Raw genomic sequence first — 17,326 nt, forward strand, 5'->3', positions numbered from 1 at the left:
GGCGCCCGGGGCGGCGACGGCCGGGGTCGCGAGCGGCGCCTTCTCCGGGGGCAGCGGCTTGCGCGCGGCGGGCTGCTCCTGGGGGGACGTTTCCGCTGGGGACGCCGGGGACGCCGGGGACGGTACGGCCGGCTTCCCGGCCGGTGCCGCCTTCATGGCCGGTGCCTTGGCGCTCTTCGCCCCGTGCCAGCTGGCCGCCCCCTGGGCGAGGTGGAAGGACGCGGTGTCCCGGTACCCGGGCGGCGCCGGACGGCTGGGCTTCGGCGGGACCGCGGGCCGGGGCGGAACGGCGGGGATGTCCGCCGCGGGTTCCTCGTGAGCGGCACCGGAAGGGGTGGCGCCGGAAGCGGCGGCGCCCGGGGCAGCGGCCCCCGGGGCAGCAGCGCCCGGGGCAGCAGCGGCCGGCCGGTACGGCGGTGGCGGAGGTATCGGAGGCAGGCGACGCGGGCCGGCGTAGTTCGCTTCGGTGCTCACCCGCGCTCCCCCTCGCGCAGTTCGGCCCCGTGCCCGGGCGGCGTGCGGGGCGGGACGGTATGGATCAGACCTGATGCCGCGGGTCTGCGGGCCGCGGTCTGCGCCACTTTACGGGCTGTCGCGCCCCCGGCCGCAACTCCTGTCCGGTACCGGTCCCTCCTTGTGTCCGGTCTGTCGCGATCTCTCCCCTACCCTGCGGTAATGCCGTCTGGCAGGCTGCCGTCATGAGCCGGTTCACGTCCGATTCCCCTGCCTTGGGGGCCCGTTACGACCGGGCCACCGCCCATCTCGACGCACCGCTGGCCATCGTCGACCTCGCGGCGTTCGATGCCAACGCCGCGGATCTGGTACGGCGCGCGCACGGCAAACCGGTGCGGGTGGCGAGCAAGTCCGTACGCTGCCGCGCCCTGCTGGAACGCGTGCTGGCCCGGGACGGGTTCGCCGGGATCATGAGCTTCACGCTCGCCGAGTCGCTCTGGCTGGCCCGCTCCGGCTTCTCCGACGTCCTGCTGGCCTATCCGTCGGCGGACCGGGCCGCGTTCGCCGAGCTGGCGGGCGATCCGAAGCTGGCCGCCGCGGTGACGGTACTGGTCGACGACGTGGCGCAGCTGGCGCTGATCGACGCGGCGCGGGGCGGCGGCCGGGCGGAGATCCGGGTGTGTCTGGAGCTGGACACGTCCTTCCGGACGGGCGGCGGCCGGGTGCGGGTGGGGGCACGCCGCTCGCCGCTGCGCGACCCCGCACAACTGGCTGAATTCGCGCGGGTGGTGGCGCGCCGCCCCGGCTTCAAGGTCGTCGGCCTGATGGCGTACGAGGGCCATGTGGCGGGCGTCGGGGACGCGGTGGCGGGCCGGCCGCTGTTCTCGCGCTCGGTGCGCGTCATGCAGGCCGCGGCGCGCAAGGAGCTGGCGCGGCGGCGCTGGGAGGCGGTGCGCGCCGTCCGGGCCGAGGCGCCGGACCTGGAGTTCGTCAACGGCGGCGGGACGGGCAGCGTGCAGCACACCGCGGCGGAGGCGGCGGTGACGGAGGTCGCGGCCGGATCGGGGCTGTACGTGCCGCGGCTGTTCGACAACTTCCGTTCGTTCAGCGGGCGGCCGGCGGCGCTGTTCGCGATGCCGGTCGTGCGGCGGCCGGGGCCCGGCGTGGTGACCGTACTGGGCGGCGGCTATCCCGCGTCCGGCGCGGCGGGCCCGGACCGGCTGCCGGAGCCGTATCTGCCCGCGGGGCTGGCGTACGACCCGCAGGAGGGGGCCGGCGAGGTGCAGACGCCGCTGCTGGGCGCGGCCGCCGACCGGCTGCGGGTCGGGGACAGGGTGTGGTTCCGGCACGCCAAGGCCGGTGAGCTGTGCGAGCGTTTCGACGCGCTGCGGCTGGTGGACGGGGACCGGGTGGTGGCGACCGTACCGACGTACCGGGGCGAGGGGCAGACGTTCCTGTGACCGGGGCGCGGGAGTACGGGGCGGCGGACCGCCCCGTACGCGCTACGCCGTCGGCTCGATGCCTTCGAGGATCTTGTCCATGTCGGCGAGCGGCGGGGCCTGGCCGCCGACGTCGAAATTGAAGCGGACGACGACCATCGAGCCGGAGCCGCCGGGCGAGGGGAAGGCGACGGACTGCGCGATGCCGTCCGGGCCCTTCTTGTTGGTGACCTTCCAGCGCACCAGGTAGCCCTGCTGGCCCGCGACGGTCACCTTCGCCGCCTTCAGCTCCTCGTGGTTCTCGACGCCGCCGTAGTGGTCCTTCTCCCCGTACTGGCCCTTGCCGTAGGTCTCCTCGACGTTCTTCTTGATGTCGGCCTCGGCGATGCCCCGGGCCGTGGTCTCGGCGAAGCCGGCCGCGGTCTCGGAGAGGACCTTGCCGCGCATGCACTGCTTGGACGCGTCGCCCTTGCACTCGTACGGACCGATGTACAGGTCCATGTCCCGGCCGAAGTCGTCCTTGTGCCAGCCGTCCAGGACCGGGATGGCGATGCTGTTCAGGGCGTCGACGAGGGTGTCCTCGTCGTCGCTGGGGGCCGGTTCGGGCGCGGCCGAGGTGGTGGCGGGCTCGGGGGACGGGCTCTCACTGGCACTCGCCGTCGCCGTCGGGCCTGGCTCGGGGTCGACGTGCGGCTCCTCACCGCCGCCGACGGCGAGGGTGATGCCGACGACGGCGGCGGCCACGACGACCGCCGCACCGGCGATCGCGGCGATCATCGGGCCGCGCTTCCTGCCCCCGCCGCCTTGCCCGGGGCCACCGGGCTGCGGGCCGCCGGGCTGCGCGGGCCCGAAACCGCCCGGCGCACCCTGCGGGTATCCGTAGCCGGGCTGCTGCTGCGCCTGCTGCGGATACCCGTAGGCGCCGGGCGTGCCTTGCTGCGGATAGCCGTACGCCGCCGGGGCGGCAGCCTGTGCCGCGCGGGTGTGGTCGGTCCACGCCGAGCCGTCCCACCAGCGTTCGGGGGCGGGACCGTTGCCTGTGTACCCCGGGTCTGGATACCAGCCCGGCGGTGTCGTCATGCTCACGCCGGACACCTTATGGCCGGAATCAGCCGCCGTACACACGGTCCTGCTGGTCGGGCACCACGCCGCCGTCGGCGCGGCGCAGCGGTCCGAAGCCGCCCTCGGGCTTGTTGTACGCCGCGGTGGAGCACGGGTAGCTGCCGGACTTGCGCGGCAGCGGCTCGATGAACATGGGGTTGACCACCCAGCGTCCGTCGGCGTTGTCGTAGGCCCGGCACATGACCTCGTTCTTGTTGCGGTTCAGCACGAGGTGCGCGCCGGTGGCGTCGCCGACGAAGGTGACGTCGGTGTCCGCGTCGCCGCCGCCCAGCGCGATGCGGTGCGCGAAGTCCTGCTGCTGCCACGCCTTCGGGCCCTTGATCCCGAAGATGTCCTGGTTGATCCAGCAGCGCTTGCCGTCGATGTACGGGATGGCCTCGCCCTTGGTGTCGCCGACACCGCCGCAGCCCTCGTTCTCGTACGTGATGCGGCCGTGCTTCACGACGCTGCGGATGGCGATGGTGTGCTTCTCGTCGACGCCGATGCCCTTCGACCAGACCTCGGTGACGGGCTCGGAGCCGGCGGAGACGATGTAGACGTCGAAGCCGGCGCGCTGGAGGGTGCCGACCAGGTCCCGCTGCTGCGCGTAGTAGCGGACGTAGCCGGGGACGGTGTGGCTGCCGACCTTGTCCTTGCTGCCGATCGGCGCGGCCAGGACGTGCTTGCGCGCGGCGGCGGCGTAGGAGCGCAGCTCGGCGACGGTGTGGCCGGCGAACAGCTGCGGGATCCAGGCGTACTGGGGCACGGTGCGCCGGTGGTTCCAGCTGCCCTCGAAGGCCGCTGCGCCGTCGGCGGTCTTGGCCTCGTCGCGGATGGCGAAGATCTCGTCGGCGCAGGCGGTGTTGGTGGAGGTGTGCAGCGGCGCGCCGACGGGCACGGAGGTGCCGCACGCCTTGGTCAGGGCGCGGTCGGCGGCCGGGGTCAGCCACTTGCTGGTGTCGCGCCAGTGCGCCGGGCGGAGGATCTTGTCGTGGTTCAGGGACCAGACGAGCGTCGCGTCGGTGACGTCGTTCTTGGTGATCGTGTTGTCCCAGTCGAAGGCGGCGACCGGGCGCTGCCCGTGGCCGTGCGCCAGTTCCGGATGGGAGCAGACGCCGCGTTCGTCGATGGTGCGCTGGAGCTTGTCGCGGTTGGTGCCGTACCACTTCAGGCTCTGCGACAGCTGCGGGCAGCCGGCCTGCGGGGTCTTCGGTGCGGCCGGGGCCGCGCCGGCGGGCACGGCGGCCGCCAGGGTCGCGGTGACGGCCAGGGCCAGGGCCGGGGCGAGGGTGTGCCGGATGCGCATACGTCCTCCGTTACGGGTGCGGGCCGTGGAGCGGAACGGCTCCGGGGCCGGCAGCCCCGTGCTGCCGGCCCCGTTCATGATCGGGAAACTTTACCCGTGGCGCTTACATGGGAGTGACATACGCTCCGGCGATTCCGCCGTCGACGAGGAATTCGGCCGCGTTGACGAACGAGGAGTCGTCGCTGGCGAGGAAGGCGACCGCGGCGGCCATCTCCTCGGGCTCGGCGAACCGGCCCACGGGCACGTGCACCAGGCGGCGCGCGGCGCGCTCCGGGTCCTTGGCGAACAGCTCCTTGAGGAGCGGGGTGTTGACGGGCCCGGGGCAGAGCGCGTTCACGCGGATGCCCTCGCGGGCGAACTGCACGCCCAGCTCGCGGGACATCGACAGCACGCCGCCCTTGGAGGCGGTGTAGCTGATCTGGGAGGTGGCGGCGCCCATGACGGCGACGAAGGAGGCGGTGTTGATGATGGAGCCCCTGCCCTGGCGCTGCATGTACGGGAGGGCGTACTTGCAGCACAGGTAGACGGAGGTGAGGTTGACCTCCTGGACCCGCTTCCAGGCGTCGAGCCCGGTGGTGAGGATGGAGTCGTCGTCGGGCGGCGAGATGCCCGCGTTGTTGAAGGCGACGTCGACGGAGCCGTAGGTGTCGTACGCGGTCTTGAACAGCGCCTCGACCTGGCCTTCGTCGGTGACGTCGACCTGGACGAAGAGCCCGCCGACCTCGGCCGCAGCGGCCTTGCCGGCGCTCTCGTCGATGTCGGCGCAGACCACGTTGGCGCCTTCGGAGGCCAGCCGGCGGGTGGTGGCCAGGCCGATGCCGCTGCCGGCACCGGTGATCACGGCGGTACGGCCGACCAGTCGGCGGCACACGGGGGTCTCGGCGGTCCGGTCGGTCATGTCACTGCTCCTCGGTGCTGATGAAGACGTTCTTGGTCTCGGTGAAGGCGGCGAGCGCGTCGGGGCCCAGCTCACGGCCGAGCCCGGACTGCTTGTAGCCGCCGAACGGGGTCCAGTAGCGGACGCTGCTGTGCGAGTTGACGGAGAGGTTCCCGGCGGCGACGGCGCCGGAGACGCGCAGCGCGCGGCCCACGTCGCGGGTCCAGATCGAGCCGGAGAGGCCGTAGTCGGTGGCGTTGGCGAGCCGGACGGCCTCGGCCTCGTCCTCGAAGGGCAGGACCACGGCGACCGGGCCGAAGATCTCCTCGGTGGCGGCGCGGTCCCCGGGCCGGCCCTCCAGGACGGTCGCGGGGTACCAGAAGCCCTTGCCCTCCGGTGCCTCGCCGCGGATGGCGACCGGGGCGCCGTCGGGGACGTAGGACCGTACGCGGTCGCGCTGGGCCGCGGAGATCAGCGGGCCCATGCCGGTGGCGGGGTCGGCCGGGTCGCCGACGGTGACGGCCTTGACCGCGGGCTCCAGCAGCTCCAGGAAGCGGTCGTACACGGACCGCTGGACGAGGATGCGGCTGCGGGCGCAGCAGTCCTGGCCGGTGTTGTCGAGGAAGGAGCCGGGCGCCGCGGCGGCTGCCTTCTCGATGTCGGCGTCGGCGAAGACGATGTTGGGGCTCTTGCCGCCCAGTTCGAGCGTCACCCGCTTCACGCCGTCGGCGCACTTGGCCATGATCTGCTTGCCGACGCCGGTGGAGCCGGTGAAGACGACCTTGGCGACGCCGGGGTGCTCGACCAGCGCGCTGCCCGCGACGGGTCCGGCGCCGGGCAGGACCTGGAACAGGCCCTCGGGGAGGCCCGCTTCCAGGCCGAGCTCGGCGAGCCGGAGGGCGGTGAGCGGGGTCGTCTCGGCGGGCTTGAGGAGGACGGCGTTGCCCGCGGCGAGGGCGGGCGCGGTGCCCCAGGCGGCGATGGGCATCGGGAAGTTCCACGGCGCGATGACGGCGACGACGCCGAGCGGTTCGTGGAGCGTGATGTTGAGGCCGCCGGCGACCGGGATCTGCGTACCGGTCAGCCGCTCGATGCCGCCGGCCGCGTATTCGAGCAGGTCGCGGGCGTTGCCGGCCTCCCAGCGCGCGTTGCCGACCGGGTGGCCGGCCTCCCGTACCTCCAGCTGGGCGAGCTCTTCGAGGTGGCTGTCGACGGTGGCGGCGAAGCGGCGCAGCAGCCGGGCGCGGTCGCCGGGGGCGAGCGCGGCCCACTGCGCCTGTGCCCTGGTGGCCCGCGCGACGGCGGCGTCGACGTCCTCGGCCGTGGCGGCCGGTACCGTCGCGATGACCTCTTCGGTCGCCGGGTTGAGGATCTGGTGCTCGGAAGACAAGTGCGTGGTCCTCACATGCGTTCGAAGGAGCGGAACCGCTCCCAGTCGGTCACGGCGGAGTCGTAGGCGTCGAGCTCCACCCGGGCCATGTGGAGGTAGTGCTCGACGACCTCGTCACCGAAGGCGGCGCGTGCGATGGGGCTCTTCTCCCACAGGTCGGCGGCCTCGCGGAGGGTGGTCGGCACGTGCTCGGCGTCGCCGGTGTACGCGTTGCCGGTACAGGCGTCCGGCAGCTCCAGCTTGTGCTCTATCCCGTACAGCCCGGCCGCGACCATGCCGGCCACCGCGAGGTACGGATTCACGTCGCCGCCGGGGAGGCGGTTCTCGAAGCGGTGGGCGTGGCCGTGGCCGATGACGCGGAGCGCGCAGGTGCGGTTGTCCGGGCCCCAGGCGACCGCGGTGGGCGCGAAGGAGCCGGGCCGGAAGCGCTTGTAGGAGTTGATGTTCGGCGCGTACAGCAGCGTGAAGTCGCGCATCGCGGCGATCTGTCCGGCCAGGAAGTGCCGCATCAGCGACGACATGCCGTACTCGCCGTCCGCGTCGGCCAGTACGGGGGCGCCGTCCTCGTCGCGCAGCGAGAGGTGGATGTGGCAGGAGTTGCCCTCGCGCTCGTCGTACTTCGCCATGAAGGTGAGCGCCATGCCCTCCTGGGCCGCGATCTCCTTGGCGCCGGTCTTGTAGACGGCATGCTGGTCGCAGGTGGTGAGCGCCTCGTCGTAACGGAAGGCGATCTCGTGCTGGCCGAGGTTGCACTCGCCCTTGGCGGACTCCACCGTCATGCCTGCCGCGCCCATCTCGTTGCGGATGCGGCGCAGCAGCGGCTCGACCCGGCTGGTGCCGAGCACGGAGTAGTCCACGTTGTAGAGGTTGGCGGGGTGCATGTCGCGGTAGCCGCGGGACCAGGCGTCCTCGTAGCTGTCCTTGAAGACCATGAACTCCAGCTCGGTACCGGCGTAGGCGCGCCAGCCGCGCTCGGCGAGCCGGTCCAGCTGGCGGCGGAGGATCTGCCGCGGGGAGGCGACGACGGGGCTGCCGTCGTGCCAGGCGAGGTCGGCGGTGAGCAGCGCCGTACCGGGGCTCCAGGGCGTGCGGCGCAGCGTCCCGGTGTCGCCGTGCATGCAGAAGTCGCCGTAGCCGCGCTCCCAGGAGGACATGGCGTAGCCGTCGACGGTGTTGAGGTCGACGTCGACGGCGAGGAGGTAGTTGCAGCCCTCGCTGCCATGGGCCAGGACGTCGTCGAGGAAGAACCGGGCCGCGAACCGCTTGCCCTGGAGCCTGCCTTGCATATCGGTGAAGGCGAGGACGACAGTGTCGATCTCCCCGGTGTCGACGAGCCTTCTCAGCTCCTCGACCGAGAGCGGGGGCGTGCGGTCTGCCACGGTGGTGCCTCCTGTCGCTGCGTCCGGAGGTCATAAGGTAGGCACACGAACCATTGATTGGGAAGGGGTTGCGGTGGACGGAGCGGCGGACCGACTGGCGCCGGTGCTGCGCCCGGTGCGGGCGGGCAACGGTTTCGAGGAGGCGCTGGAGCAGATACTCCAGATCGTGCGGCTGGGACTGGTCCCCCGGGGCGAGCGGCTGCCGGCCGAACGCGAACTGGCCGAGCGGCTGCAGATCAGCCGGGTCACGCTGCGCGAGGTGCTGAAGGTGCTGCAGGACGAGGGGCTGGTGGTCAGCAGACGCGGGCGGTACGGCGGCACGTTCGTACGGGAACGGGCGGAGACCCCCGGCGAGGACGAGCTGCGCCGCCGCATCGCGCAGGTCGACGTCGAGGACACGCTGCGGTTCCGCGAGGTGCTGGAGGTGGGCGCGGCCGGGCTGTGCGCGGGGTACGGGCTGGATGGGGAGCAGGCGGGGCGGCTGCGGGAGGCGCTGGCGGCCACGCACGACGCGCCGCTGGCCGACTACCGGCGGCGGGACACGCTGCTGCATCTGACGCTGGCCGAGCTGTCGGGCTCGGCGACGCTCGCCGCGCAGTACGCGGCCGTCCGGGCGACCGTCAACGACCTGCTGGACTGCATCCCGCTGCTGGTGCGCAACCTGGAGCACTCCCAAGCGCAGCACACCGCGCTGGTGGAGGCGGTGCTGGAGGGCGACGCGGACGGGGCGCGGGAGGTGATGCGCGAGCACTGCTGCGGGACGGCGGCCCTGCTGCGCGGCTTCCTCACGGGCCGGCCGCCGACGCCGTAACCGTTCTTTTACGGCACGGGTCTTGCGCCCCACCCTCTCGTACGACAAAGGTATGGTGCTAAACCTTTACCCCGCCGAGGCAGGAGCGGCTCATGGCCGACAGCACGGAACCGCGCACCGCACCGCCCACTCCCCCGCCACCCGGGGCCGCGCCCGAGGACGCCTACCTGGAGAAGCGCTCGCTGCGCCGGGGCAGCGCCGGCCCGCTGCTGCTCACGGGCCTGGGCGTCGCGTACGTCGTCTCCGGCGACTTCTCCGGCTGGAACAACGGCCTGGCCCAGGGCGGCTTCGGCGGTCTGGCGCTGGCCGCGCTGCTGATGGGCGTGATGTACACCTGCCTGGTCTTCGCGCTCGCGGAGCTGGCGTCCGTGCTGCCCACGGCGGGCGGCGGCTACGGCTTCGCGCGCCGCGCGCTCGGCACCTGGGGCGGCTTCCTGACCGGTACGGCCATCCTCATCGAGTACGTCCTCGCACCCGCCGCGATCTCCATCTTCATCGGCGACTACGTCGAGTCCCTCGGCCTGTTCGGCCTGACGTCCAGCTGGCCGGTCTACCTCGCCTGCTTCGTGATCTTCATCGGCATCCACCTGTGGGGCGTCGGCGAGGCGCTGCGCTTCAGCCTGGTCGTCACCGCGATCGCGGTGGCCGCGCTGGTCGTCTTCGCGCTCGCCGCGGTCACCGACTTCCACGTGAGCGCGCTGAACGACATCCCGGCGGACAAGGGCGCCTTCGGCGCGTCCTCCTGGCTGCCCTTCGGGATACTCGGGATCTGGGCGGCGTTCCCCTTCGGCATGTGGTTCTTCCTCGGTGTCGAGGGCGTGCCGCTGGCCGCCGAGGAGACCAAGGACCCGGCCCGCACCCTGCCGCGCGCGATGGCCGCCGCGATCGGCGTCCTGCTGCTGCTCGCCCTGGTCACCTTCCTCACCGCGACCGGGGCGCGCGGCGCCGCCGCCCTCCAGTCCGTCGGCGACCCGCTGGTCCAGGCCCTGCAGCCGCACGGCGAGCCGACCGTCACCTCCCGCATCGTCAACTACGCGGGCCTGGCGGGCCTGATCGCCTCCTTCTTCTCCCTCATCTACGCCGGGTCCCGGCAGCTCTTCGCCCTCTCCCGGGCCGGCTACCTGCCCCGCTTCCTCTCCCTCACCAGCCGCCGCAAGGCCCCCTACCTGGGCCTCCTCGTGCCCGGCGCGCTGGGCTTCGCACTGGCGGCGGCCACCGGCGACGGCGCCCGGATGCTGAACGTCGCGGTCTTCGGCGCCACCATCTCCTACGCCCTGATGGCCCTCTCCCACATCGTGCTGCGCCGCCGCGAGCCGGGACTGGCGCGCCCGTACCGCACCCCCGGCGGCATCCTGACCTCCTCGATCGCCTTCGTCCTCGCCTGTTCCGCGCTGGTCGCGACGTTCCTGGTGGACAAGGAGGCGGCCTTCATCGCACTGGGCGTGTACGCCGTCGCGCTGGCGTACTTCGCGCTGTACTCGCGGCACCGGCTGGTGGCCGCGGCACCGGAGGAGGAATTCGCAGCGCTGGCCGCCGCCGAGGCCGAACTCGACCGCAACTGACCGCTCACCTGCACCCCGACCGGAGGTCCCCGTGCCCACCCCGCCGCTCATCGGCATCAGCACCTACCTGGAAGACGAAGCCCGCTGGGGCGTGTGGACCCTCCCGGCCGCACTGCTGCCGGCCGGCTACCACCGCCTGGTCCAGCGCTCCGGTGGCCTCGCCGCCATGCTGCCGCCGCACGAGCCGGACCTGGACCGGGACGCGGCGAAGGAGGCGGCGGCCGCGGTCGTGGCCCGCCTCGACGGCGTGGTGATCGCGGGCGGCCCCGACGTACGGCCCGACCGGTACGACGCCGAGACCGATCCCCGCACCGGGCCGCCGGCCCTCGCCCGCGACACCTGGGAAACGGCCCTCATCGAGGCAGCCATCGACTCGGGCACGCCCCTGCTCGGCATCTGCCGCGGCATGCAGCTGCTGAACGTCGCGCTCGGCGGCACGCTGTACCAGCACATCGAGGGCCACGGCGGGCCACCCGGCGTCTTCGACCACCACAAGGTCACCGCCGTGGCGGACAGCCGGCTCGCCGGCATCCTGCCCGAGCCGGTCTCCGTACCGACGTACCACCATCAGTCCGTCGACCGGCTCGGCCGCGGGCTGCTGGCCTCCGCGTACGCCGAGGACGGCACGGTGGAGGCGCTCGAACTGCCGGACGCGCCGGCCTTCGCGCTGGGCGTGCAGTGGCACCCCGAGGCGGGCACGGACACCCGGGTCATGGACGCACTGGTGGCGGCCGCCGCCCGCTGACGCTGCCTCAGAAGGACAGCTGCCTCAGAAAGACATGGGCTCAGAGCCCGATGTCGTCCGCGACCCCCACCAGAAGCACCCGCGTGCCCGCCTCCCGGGCGCGCCAGCGGTGCGTCACGCCGCCCGTGCAGTAGAGCGTGTCGCCGCGCCCCAGCTCGTACCGCTCCCCCTCGGCCTCCGCCTCCACGGCACCCTCGACGACGTACAGCAGCTCGTCGTTCGGGTGCCGGAACTCCCGCCCCCACTCGTGGGCGCCGGTGAACTCCAAGGCGTGCAGCTGCTGTTGGCCGCGTACCAGCGGCCGCACCGTGCCCGCCGCGCCGTCCTCCAGCGCGGCCGCCGCATCCGCGCGCACGACGTCGACGGCGCGGCGGTCCTCCGCCGCGCCCAGCAGCTGGACCGCCGTGCTCTCCAGCGCGTCCGCGATCCGCTGCAGCGACCGCATGCTGGGGCGGGCCCGGTCGTTCTCGACCTGGCTGAGGAAGGGCTTGGACAGGCCGGTACGCCCGGCCAGCTCGGCGAGCGTCAGGTCCAGCGCGCGGCGGCGGCGCCGCACCGCCCGGCCGACCCGCGGCACCGGCCCCTCCTGATCTTCACGCATCCTGCACTCCCTCTCCCCTTTATCGCCACGTTCACGGCATTGCAACAAACGGTCCCTAGCATCGAACCTGTTTGATGTCATCAAACAAAGTTTGACACTCCGACGAACAAGGGACGGACCCGCCATGACCGCTGTCGATCAAAACACACGCCGCCGCCGCGGCACCGGCCTGCTCGCCCTCGACGAGGACGCCGCCTCCCCCGGCTACACCCTCTACGCGCCGCTCACCGGCACCGGCGAGGTCTACCTCGTCGACCTGCACGGCGAGGTCGTCCACCAGTGGAACCTCCCCTATCGCCCGGGCCGGCACGCCCGCATCCTCCCCAACGGCAACCTGGCCTACAACGGCGTACTCCCGGACCAGGAAGCCCTGTTCCCGATGTGGCACAAGTACCGCGGCGGCGTGATGCAGGAGATCACCCCCGACGGCACCGTCGTCCGCGAGCACATCGACCCGCTCCAGCACCACGACGCGCACCACTGCGGTGACGGCCGCATCCTCTACGCCGCGCTGGAGCCGCTCACCGGCGAGCGCGCGGCAGCGGTACGCGGCGGCGTCCCCGGCTCCGAGCCGACGACGGCCGAGGGCCCGACCGTCTATGCCGACACCATCAAGGAGGTCGACGCGGACGGCACCGAGCTGTGGTCCTGGCGCGTCGCCGACCACCTCGACCGCGACGAGTTCCCCCTGCACCCCGACTACTCCCGCGAGCACTACCCCCTCATCAACGCCGTCCTCCCGCTCGCCGACGGCAACATCCTCGCCAGCCTCCGCAGCGCCTCCGCGGTGATCGTCATCAGCCGCGAAACCGGCAAGATCCTCTGGCGCACCGAGCCCGGCATCGTCTCCCAGCAGCACAACCCCACCGAACTGCCCAACGGCAACATCCTCATCTTCGACAACGGCGTCTTCCGCCCCGGCTGGGACGTCCCCTTCTCCCGCGTCATCGAGGTCGACCGCTCCTCCGGAAAGATCGCCTGGGAGTACCACGACCCGGCCCGCGAGGCGTTCTTCGCCCCCTTCATGGGCAGCGCCCAACGCCTCCCCAACGGCAACACCCTCGTCTGCGACTCCCCCGCCGGCCGGATCTTCGAGGTCACCGCCGACGGCTACCTCTGCTGGGAGTACGTCGTCCCGCACTTCGGCGGCTACCGCGAGCCCGAGGTCGGCCGGATCTTCCCCGCCCAGCACAACGCCCTGTTCCGCGCGTACCGTTACGGTGCCGAGGAACTGCCCTGGCTGCCGGAACAGGGATGACCGGTGGCCGCCCCCGCCGGCACCACCCGCACCGGAGGCGACGCCCCTGACGGCGGACCGCCCGGCCCCGACGGCCGGCCGGTCCACCCGGTGGACGAGCGGCTCCCGCTGCTCCGTCTCCTCCCCCTGGCCGCGCAGCACGTCCTCGCGATGCTCGCGGCCCCGGTCTCCACGGCGTTCCTGATCGCCACCGGCCTCGGCCTGCCCCCGGACCGCACAGCAGCACTCCTCAGCGCAACACTTGTACTGTGCGGCGCGGGGGCCCTCCTCCAGTCCTTCGGCGTCCTGCGGATCGGCGCCCGGCTGCCGTTCATGATGCTGCCGGGCGGCGCGGCCGTCGCGATCTTCCTGCAGATCAGCAAGGAACACGGCCCGGCCACCGCGTCCGGCTCCGTCCTGATCGCGGCCGCCTTCCTGCTCGCCGTCCTCCCCCTCTACGGCCGCATCGTGCGCTTCTTCCCACCGGTAGTCCTGGGCTCCACCGTCCTCCTCATCGGCATCAACATGATCAACGTCACCGCGCCGATGATCGCCCACGACACCTGGCTCGCCCTCGTCACCATCGGCGCCACCGCGCTGTGCTACCTAGCACTGCGCGGCGTGTGGCGCCAGATGTCGGTACTGGCGGGCATCGCGGCCGGAACCGCGGCCGCGCTCCTGACGGGCACCGGCATGAAGGCCATGCCCGAAGGCGGCACGGTACTGGCCCTCCCGCATCCCTTCCCCTACGGCGCCCCGCACTTCGACCTGCTCGCAGCCGTCCCCCTCATCGTCTTCACCCTCGCCTCGCTCGCCGAGGCCACCGGGCAGACGGTCCTCAACAGCGAGGCGGTCGGCCGCACCCCGAACCCCGCCCGCGACGTCCCCCGCACGGTCCGCGCCGACGCACTCACCTCCCTCGCCGCGGGAGTGCTGGGCACCTCCATCATGGTCACCAGCGCCGAGAACATCGGCATCGTCCAACTCACCCGAGTCCGCAGCCGCTTCGTCACCGCCGGCGCCGGCGCCCTCCTCGTCCTCATCGGCCTGCTGGCCCCGGTCTCCCAACTCCTGGCCGCACTCCCCACCCCGGTCGTGGGCGGCGCGGGCCTCGTCATCTACGCGGTAATCGCCGCCATGGGCATAGGCATGCTCCGCCGCGCCGACACCTTCGAGGGCCCGGTCACCACAGTCCTGGCCCTCACCCTCCTGGCCGGCCTCCTCCCCGTCCTCGCCCCGGACCTCTACACCCCACTCCCGACCTGGGCCCGCACCCTCTTCGGCAGCGGGGTGCCGGCGGGGGCGATCACGGCGGTGGTACTTACGGCGTTGTTCACCAAGTCCTCCACGGCGCCATCCACTCCGGTCACCCCACCCCCCGAGTCAGCCCCAGCAGCTGCCGAGCCGGGCCCGCAGGGCGTTGGCCCGCCGGCCAGACCGCCCGCAAGTCGCGGCCCAGTCTGATCCCCGGTACCGGGATCTCGACCAGGCGCCTCGCCGCCAGTTCCTCGCCTACGGCGAGTTCGCTGAGGACCGACGGGCCCGCGCCGCTGACTGCTGCGGCCTTTACCGCCGTTGTGGAGGCCAGTTCGAGGAGGGGGGGTGCTAGTGGGGGGAGGGCTGCGTCCAGTACTTGGCGGGTGCCGGAGCCTTGTTCTCGGAGGATCAGGGGGGTTGCGGCCAGTTCGCGGGCGGTGAGTGGGGTGCGGCGGCGGGCCCAGGGGTGGGACGGGGCGGCGACCACCACCAGGCGGTCGTGGCCGATGACCGCGCCGTCCAGGCCGGGCGGCACGTCCAGGCCCTCCACGAAGCCGAGGTCGGCCTCGCCGGAGAGGACCCGCTCAGCGGCCACCGTGGAGTTGCCCGCGAAGAGTGACACCGCGGTGTCCGGGCGTTGGGTGCGCAGGGCGATCAGCCAGCCGGGCAGGAGGTACTCGGCGATGGTCATGCTCGCGGTCACGCGGAGGCGGGAGTCCCGTCGGCCGCGCAGCGCCTGCGCGCCCGCGTCGAACGCCTCGGCCGCTTCGACGATCCGGCGCGCCCAGTCCGTGACGAGCGTACCGGCGTCGGTCAGGCGCGAGCCGCGCGGCGAGCGTTCGACGAGGCCGACGCCCAACTGGCGCTCCATGGAACGGAGTCGGCTGGAGGCGGCGGGCTGGGAGATGCCCAGCTCCTTGGCGGCCCGGCCCAGGCTGCCCAGCCGGGCGACGGCGAGCAGTAGTTCCAGTGCGGCCAGATCCGGTACGCGGTATGCCAGCCTGCCGTTGTGCGGCCCCTCCGCCGCACCGATTTCAGATCCCCGCAATCCCCGCTCTGCTTCGCTCATAAGGCCAGCTTACCCGTTACTCATAACCCCAGCTTATGACCTCATAGACACGATGTCCCTGGTGGGGGCGGGCGCGCGGCGGAACCCTGGAGGCATGGCTACCCTCGCGCAACACCGCTCCCGCCCCGTGACGGGCTTCCAAGGCCGCGCCCGCGGCTCGGTACGGCACCTCGGCCCCAACTGGTACGCCGCCGTCATGGGCACGGCGATCATCGCCAACGCCGGTGCCACGCTCCCGGTGCAGGCCGGCGTGCTGCACGCTGCGTACGAGGTCGTCTGGGCGTTGTCGGCCGTCATGCTGGCCGTGCTGCTCGTCGCCCGCGCCGCGCACTGGATCCGCCACACCGACCAGGCCAGAGCCCACCTGCTCGACCCGATGGTGGCGCCGTTCTACGGCTGTCTGGCGATGGCCATGCTGGCGGTCGGCGGTGGCACGCTCGCCGTCGGCAAGGACGTGATCGGCGTGTCCGCCGCCGCGGCGGTCGACGGCGTGCTGTGGGTCGCGGGGACCGTGACCGGCCTGGTCGCCGCGGCGGCCATCCCGTACCTGATGGTGACCCGGCACCGGATCGACGTGGGGACGGCCTCCCCCGCCTGGCTGCTGCCGATCGTCGCTCCCATGGTCTCCGCGGCCATCGGCCCCGGCCTGATCCCGCATCTGCCGGCCGGCCAGTGGCGCTCCGCGATGCTGCTGGGCTGCTACGGCATGTTCGGACTGTCGCTGCTGACCGTGCTGGCGATGCTGCCGCTGGTCCTGTCGCGGCTGATCCACCACGGGCCGCTGCCGCTCGCCGCGACGCCCGCGCTCATCCTGGTCCTCGGCCCGCTCGGCCAGTCCACGACCGCGGTGAGCAACCTCGCGAACGCCGCGCCCGCCGCGGGCTCCTCGTACGCCGACGCGATGACCGCCTTCTCCGTGCTGTACGGCGTGCCGGTCATGGGCTTCGCGCTGCTGTGGCTGGGGCTGTCCGCCGCGATGGTGGTCCGCGCCTTCCGGAGCGGGATGCGCTTCTCGATGACCTGGTGGGCCTTCACCTTCCCCATCGGTACGTGTGTCACCGGCGCCGCCGGGCTGGCGGGCCACACCGGCCTGGCCCTGTACGACTGGCTCACCGTGGGCCTGTACCTGCTCCTGGTGGCGGGCTGGCTGACGGCCTTCGTGTACACCGCGCGCGGCCTCTTCCGCGGCACGCTCCTCGCGCCGCCCGCCTCGGCGCCGGCCCCGCAGCCCGCGGCCGTCTGAGCAGTCACTTCCCTACCCGGCGGTGCACCGGCCCTTGGCCCCGGTGCACCGCCGTACTGTCATGCGGCCGCCGCCAGCGCCGCCCTCAGCACGCCCGGCGCCTCCGCCAACGACGGCCCGTACCAGGTGAGATGGCGGCCGCTGACCAGCGCGGCGGGCAGCCCGGGGAAGGCCTCGGGCCCGTCGTCGGCGGCGAAGCGGTACGGCTCGTCGGGGAGTACGACGAGGTCGGCACCGCGGTCGTTCAGCTCGTCCAAGGGGATGCGCGGGTAGCGCTCGGCGTGGTCCGCGTACAGGTTGCGCACGCCCAGCCGGGCCAGCAGGTCGCCCGCGAAGGTGTCCCGGCCGAGCACCATCCACGGCCGCCGCCAGATGGGCACCACGGCCGCCGACCGCGGTTCCCCGGCCGGCACCTCCCGCCAGGCCGCCTCCGCCGCGTCCAGCCAGCCGGGGCGGGCCAGCCCGCAGCCGCGCACGAGGACGCGGTCCAGTTCGCGGAACGCCTGCGGCAGGTCGCGGACCTCGGTGACCAGCACGTCCAGGCCGGCGGCGCGCAGCGCGGCGAGGTCGGCCGGGCGGTTCTCCTCCTCGTTGGCGATCACCAGGTCGGGGCCGAGGGCGGCGATCCGCGCGGTGTCGGGGTTCTTGGTCCCGCCGATGCGCGGCACGTCGAGCCCTGCGGGGTGGCTGCACCAGTCGGTGACACCGGCCAGCAGCCCGGGCGCGGTCGCGGCGACCGCCTCGGTCAGGGAGGGAACGAGGGAGACCACACGGCGTACGGGGGTACGAGCGCTCATCGGCCCACCGTACGCGGACGGGCCCCGCCACCGGAGTGCGGTGGCGGGGCCCGTTCCCG

General features: G+C 73.0%; 15 protein-coding genes and 1 pseudogene. 8 read left to right on the top strand and 8 right to left on the bottom strand.

What is annotated here, in order from left to right; translation table 11 throughout:
• Positions 1–319, top strand: a pseudogene (locus ABT381_RS09155) (hypothetical protein); the annotation flags it as partial.
• A 379-nt stretch (positions 320–698) separates the two neighbouring features.
• Positions 699–1,913: an amino acid deaminase/aldolase gene (locus tag ABT381_RS09160; protein ID WP_351590083.1), complete on the top strand. Its 1,215-nt coding sequence runs from the start codon at positions 699–701 to the stop codon at positions 1,911–1,913.
• A 42-nt stretch (positions 1,914–1,955) separates the two neighbouring features.
• On the opposite strand, the gene ABT381_RS09165 is transcribed toward ABT381_RS09160, so the two are convergent.
• From ABT381_RS09165 to ABT381_RS09185, 5 genes are all read right to left on the bottom strand, one after another.
• Positions 1,956–2,972 carry a DUF2510 domain-containing protein gene (locus ABT381_RS09165; protein WP_351590243.1) on the bottom strand — a complete coding sequence of 339 codons (1,017 nt, stop codon included), beginning with the start codon at positions 2,970–2,972 and terminating at the stop codon, positions 1,956–1,958.
• A gap of 28 nt (positions 2,973–3,000) precedes the next feature.
• The gene (locus tag ABT381_RS09170) at positions 3,001–4,299 is read right to left on the bottom strand and encodes an HAD family hydrolase (RefSeq protein ID WP_351590085.1); all 1,299 of its coding nucleotides are present in this window, start codon (positions 4,297–4,299) and stop codon (positions 3,001–3,003) included.
• Positions 4,300–4,402: 103 nt separating this feature from the next.
• Positions 4,403–5,197 (bottom strand): 3-oxoacyl-ACP reductase, encoded by a 795-nt coding sequence (locus tag ABT381_RS09175; protein ID WP_351590086.1) that lies wholly within the window; start codon positions 5,195–5,197, stop codon positions 4,403–4,405.
• Position 5,198: 1 nt separating this feature from the next.
• Positions 5,199–6,566, bottom strand: coding sequence for an aldehyde dehydrogenase family protein (locus ABT381_RS09180; protein ID WP_351590088.1), 1,368 nt, complete (start codon positions 6,564–6,566; stop codon positions 5,199–5,201).
• Positions 6,567–6,577: 11 nt separating this feature from the next.
• Positions 6,578–7,945 (bottom strand): glutamine synthetase family protein, encoded by a 1,368-nt coding sequence (locus tag ABT381_RS09185; RefSeq protein ID WP_351590090.1) that lies wholly within the window; start codon positions 7,943–7,945, stop codon positions 6,578–6,580.
• Between the two features lie 73 nt (positions 7,946–8,018).
• Between ABT381_RS09185 and ABT381_RS09190 the strand changes: the two genes are divergently transcribed.
• From ABT381_RS09190 to ABT381_RS09200, 3 genes are all read left to right on the top strand, one after another.
• A complete protein-coding gene (locus tag ABT381_RS09190) occupies positions 8,019–8,756 on the top strand; it encodes a FadR/GntR family transcriptional regulator (protein ID WP_351590092.1) in 738 nt (245 codons plus the stop codon).
• A 92-nt stretch (positions 8,757–8,848) separates the two neighbouring features.
• Positions 8,849–10,318 (top strand): ethanolamine permease, encoded by a 1,470-nt coding sequence (eat, locus tag ABT381_RS09195; RefSeq protein WP_351590094.1) that lies wholly within the window; start codon positions 8,849–8,851, stop codon positions 10,316–10,318.
• A gap of 31 nt (positions 10,319–10,349) precedes the next feature.
• Positions 10,350–11,063: a gamma-glutamyl-gamma-aminobutyrate hydrolase family protein gene (locus ABT381_RS09200; protein WP_351590097.1), complete on the top strand. Its 714-nt coding sequence runs from the start codon at positions 10,350–10,352 to the stop codon at positions 11,061–11,063.
• A gap of 40 nt (positions 11,064–11,103) precedes the next feature.
• Here the strand turns inward: ABT381_RS09200 and ABT381_RS09205 are convergent, their stop codons facing one another.
• On the bottom strand, positions 11,104–11,664 hold the full coding sequence (locus tag ABT381_RS09205) for a helix-turn-helix domain-containing protein (protein ID WP_351590100.1): 561 nt from the start codon (positions 11,662–11,664) through the stop codon (positions 11,104–11,106).
• Positions 11,665–11,788: 124 nt separating this feature from the next.
• Here ABT381_RS09205 and ABT381_RS09210 point away from each other — a divergent pair, with 124 nt between their 5' ends.
• The gene (locus ABT381_RS09210; protein ID WP_351590103.1) at positions 11,789–12,922 is read left to right on the top strand and encodes an arylsulfotransferase family protein; all 1,134 of its coding nucleotides are present in this window, start codon (positions 11,789–11,791) and stop codon (positions 12,920–12,922) included.
• A gap of 3 nt (positions 12,923–12,925) precedes the next feature.
• Positions 12,926–14,365, top strand: a complete 1,440-nt coding sequence (locus ABT381_RS09215; RefSeq protein ID WP_351590106.1) for a solute carrier family 23 protein — start codon at positions 12,926–12,928, stop codon at positions 14,363–14,365.
• Here the strand turns inward: ABT381_RS09215 and ABT381_RS09220 are convergent.
• On the bottom strand, positions 14,268–15,227 hold the full coding sequence (locus tag ABT381_RS09220) for a LysR family transcriptional regulator (RefSeq protein ID WP_351590109.1): 960 nt from the start codon (positions 15,225–15,227) through the stop codon (positions 14,268–14,270). The genes ABT381_RS09215 and ABT381_RS09220 overlap by 98 nt on opposite strands.
• 94 nt (positions 15,228–15,321) lie before the next feature.
• Between ABT381_RS09220 and ABT381_RS09225 the strand changes: the two genes are divergently transcribed.
• Positions 15,322–16,470, top strand: coding sequence for a TDT family transporter (locus ABT381_RS09225; protein WP_351590112.1), 1,149 nt, complete (start codon positions 15,322–15,324; stop codon positions 16,468–16,470).
• A 59-nt stretch (positions 16,471–16,529) separates the two neighbouring features.
• On the opposite strand, the gene ABT381_RS09230 is transcribed toward ABT381_RS09225, so the two are convergent.
• On the bottom strand, positions 16,530–17,267 hold the full coding sequence (locus ABT381_RS09230; RefSeq protein WP_351590115.1) for a helical backbone metal receptor: 738 nt from the start codon (positions 17,265–17,267) through the stop codon (positions 16,530–16,532).
• Positions 17,268–17,326: the final 59 nt, after the last annotated feature.

The sequence above is a fragment of the Streptomyces sp. NPDC000151 genome, assembly GCF_040301705.1.
GTDB lineage: Bacteria > Actinomycetota > Actinomycetes > Streptomycetales > Streptomycetaceae > Streptomyces.

Bases quoted from the DNA above. Each gene is read 5' to 3' on its own strand.
- ABT381_RS09160 (WP_351590083.1), top strand. From the start codon at position 699: ATGAGCCGGTTCACGTCCGATTCCCCTGCCTTGGGGGCCCGTTACGAC.
- ABT381_RS09165 (WP_351590243.1), bottom strand. From the start codon at position 2,972: ATGACGACACCGCCGGGCTGGTATCCAGACCCGGGGTACACAGGCAAC.
- ABT381_RS09170 (WP_351590085.1), bottom strand. From the start codon at position 4,299: ATGCGCATCCGGCACACCCTCGCCCCGGCCCTGGCCCTGGCCGTCACC.
- ABT381_RS09175 (WP_351590086.1), bottom strand. From the start codon at position 5,197: ATGACCGACCGGACCGCCGAGACCCCCGTGTGCCGCCGACTGGTCGGC.
- eat (WP_351590094.1), top strand. From the start codon at position 8,849: ATGGCCGACAGCACGGAACCGCGCACCGCACCGCCCACTCCCCCGCCA.
- ABT381_RS09205 (WP_351590100.1), bottom strand. From the start codon at position 11,664: ATGCGTGAAGATCAGGAGGGGCCGGTGCCGCGGGTCGGCCGGGCGGTG.
- ABT381_RS09210 (WP_351590103.1), top strand. From the start codon at position 11,789: ATGACCGCTGTCGATCAAAACACACGCCGCCGCCGCGGCACCGGCCTG.
- ABT381_RS09220 (WP_351590109.1), bottom strand. From the start codon at position 15,227: ATGAGCGAAGCAGAGCGGGGATTGCGGGGATCTGAAATCGGTGCGGCG.
- ABT381_RS09225 (WP_351590112.1), top strand. From the start codon at position 15,322: ATGGCTACCCTCGCGCAACACCGCTCCCGCCCCGTGACGGGCTTCCAA.
- ABT381_RS09230 (WP_351590115.1), bottom strand. From the start codon at position 17,267: ATGAGCGCTCGTACCCCCGTACGCCGTGTGGTCTCCCTCGTTCCCTCC.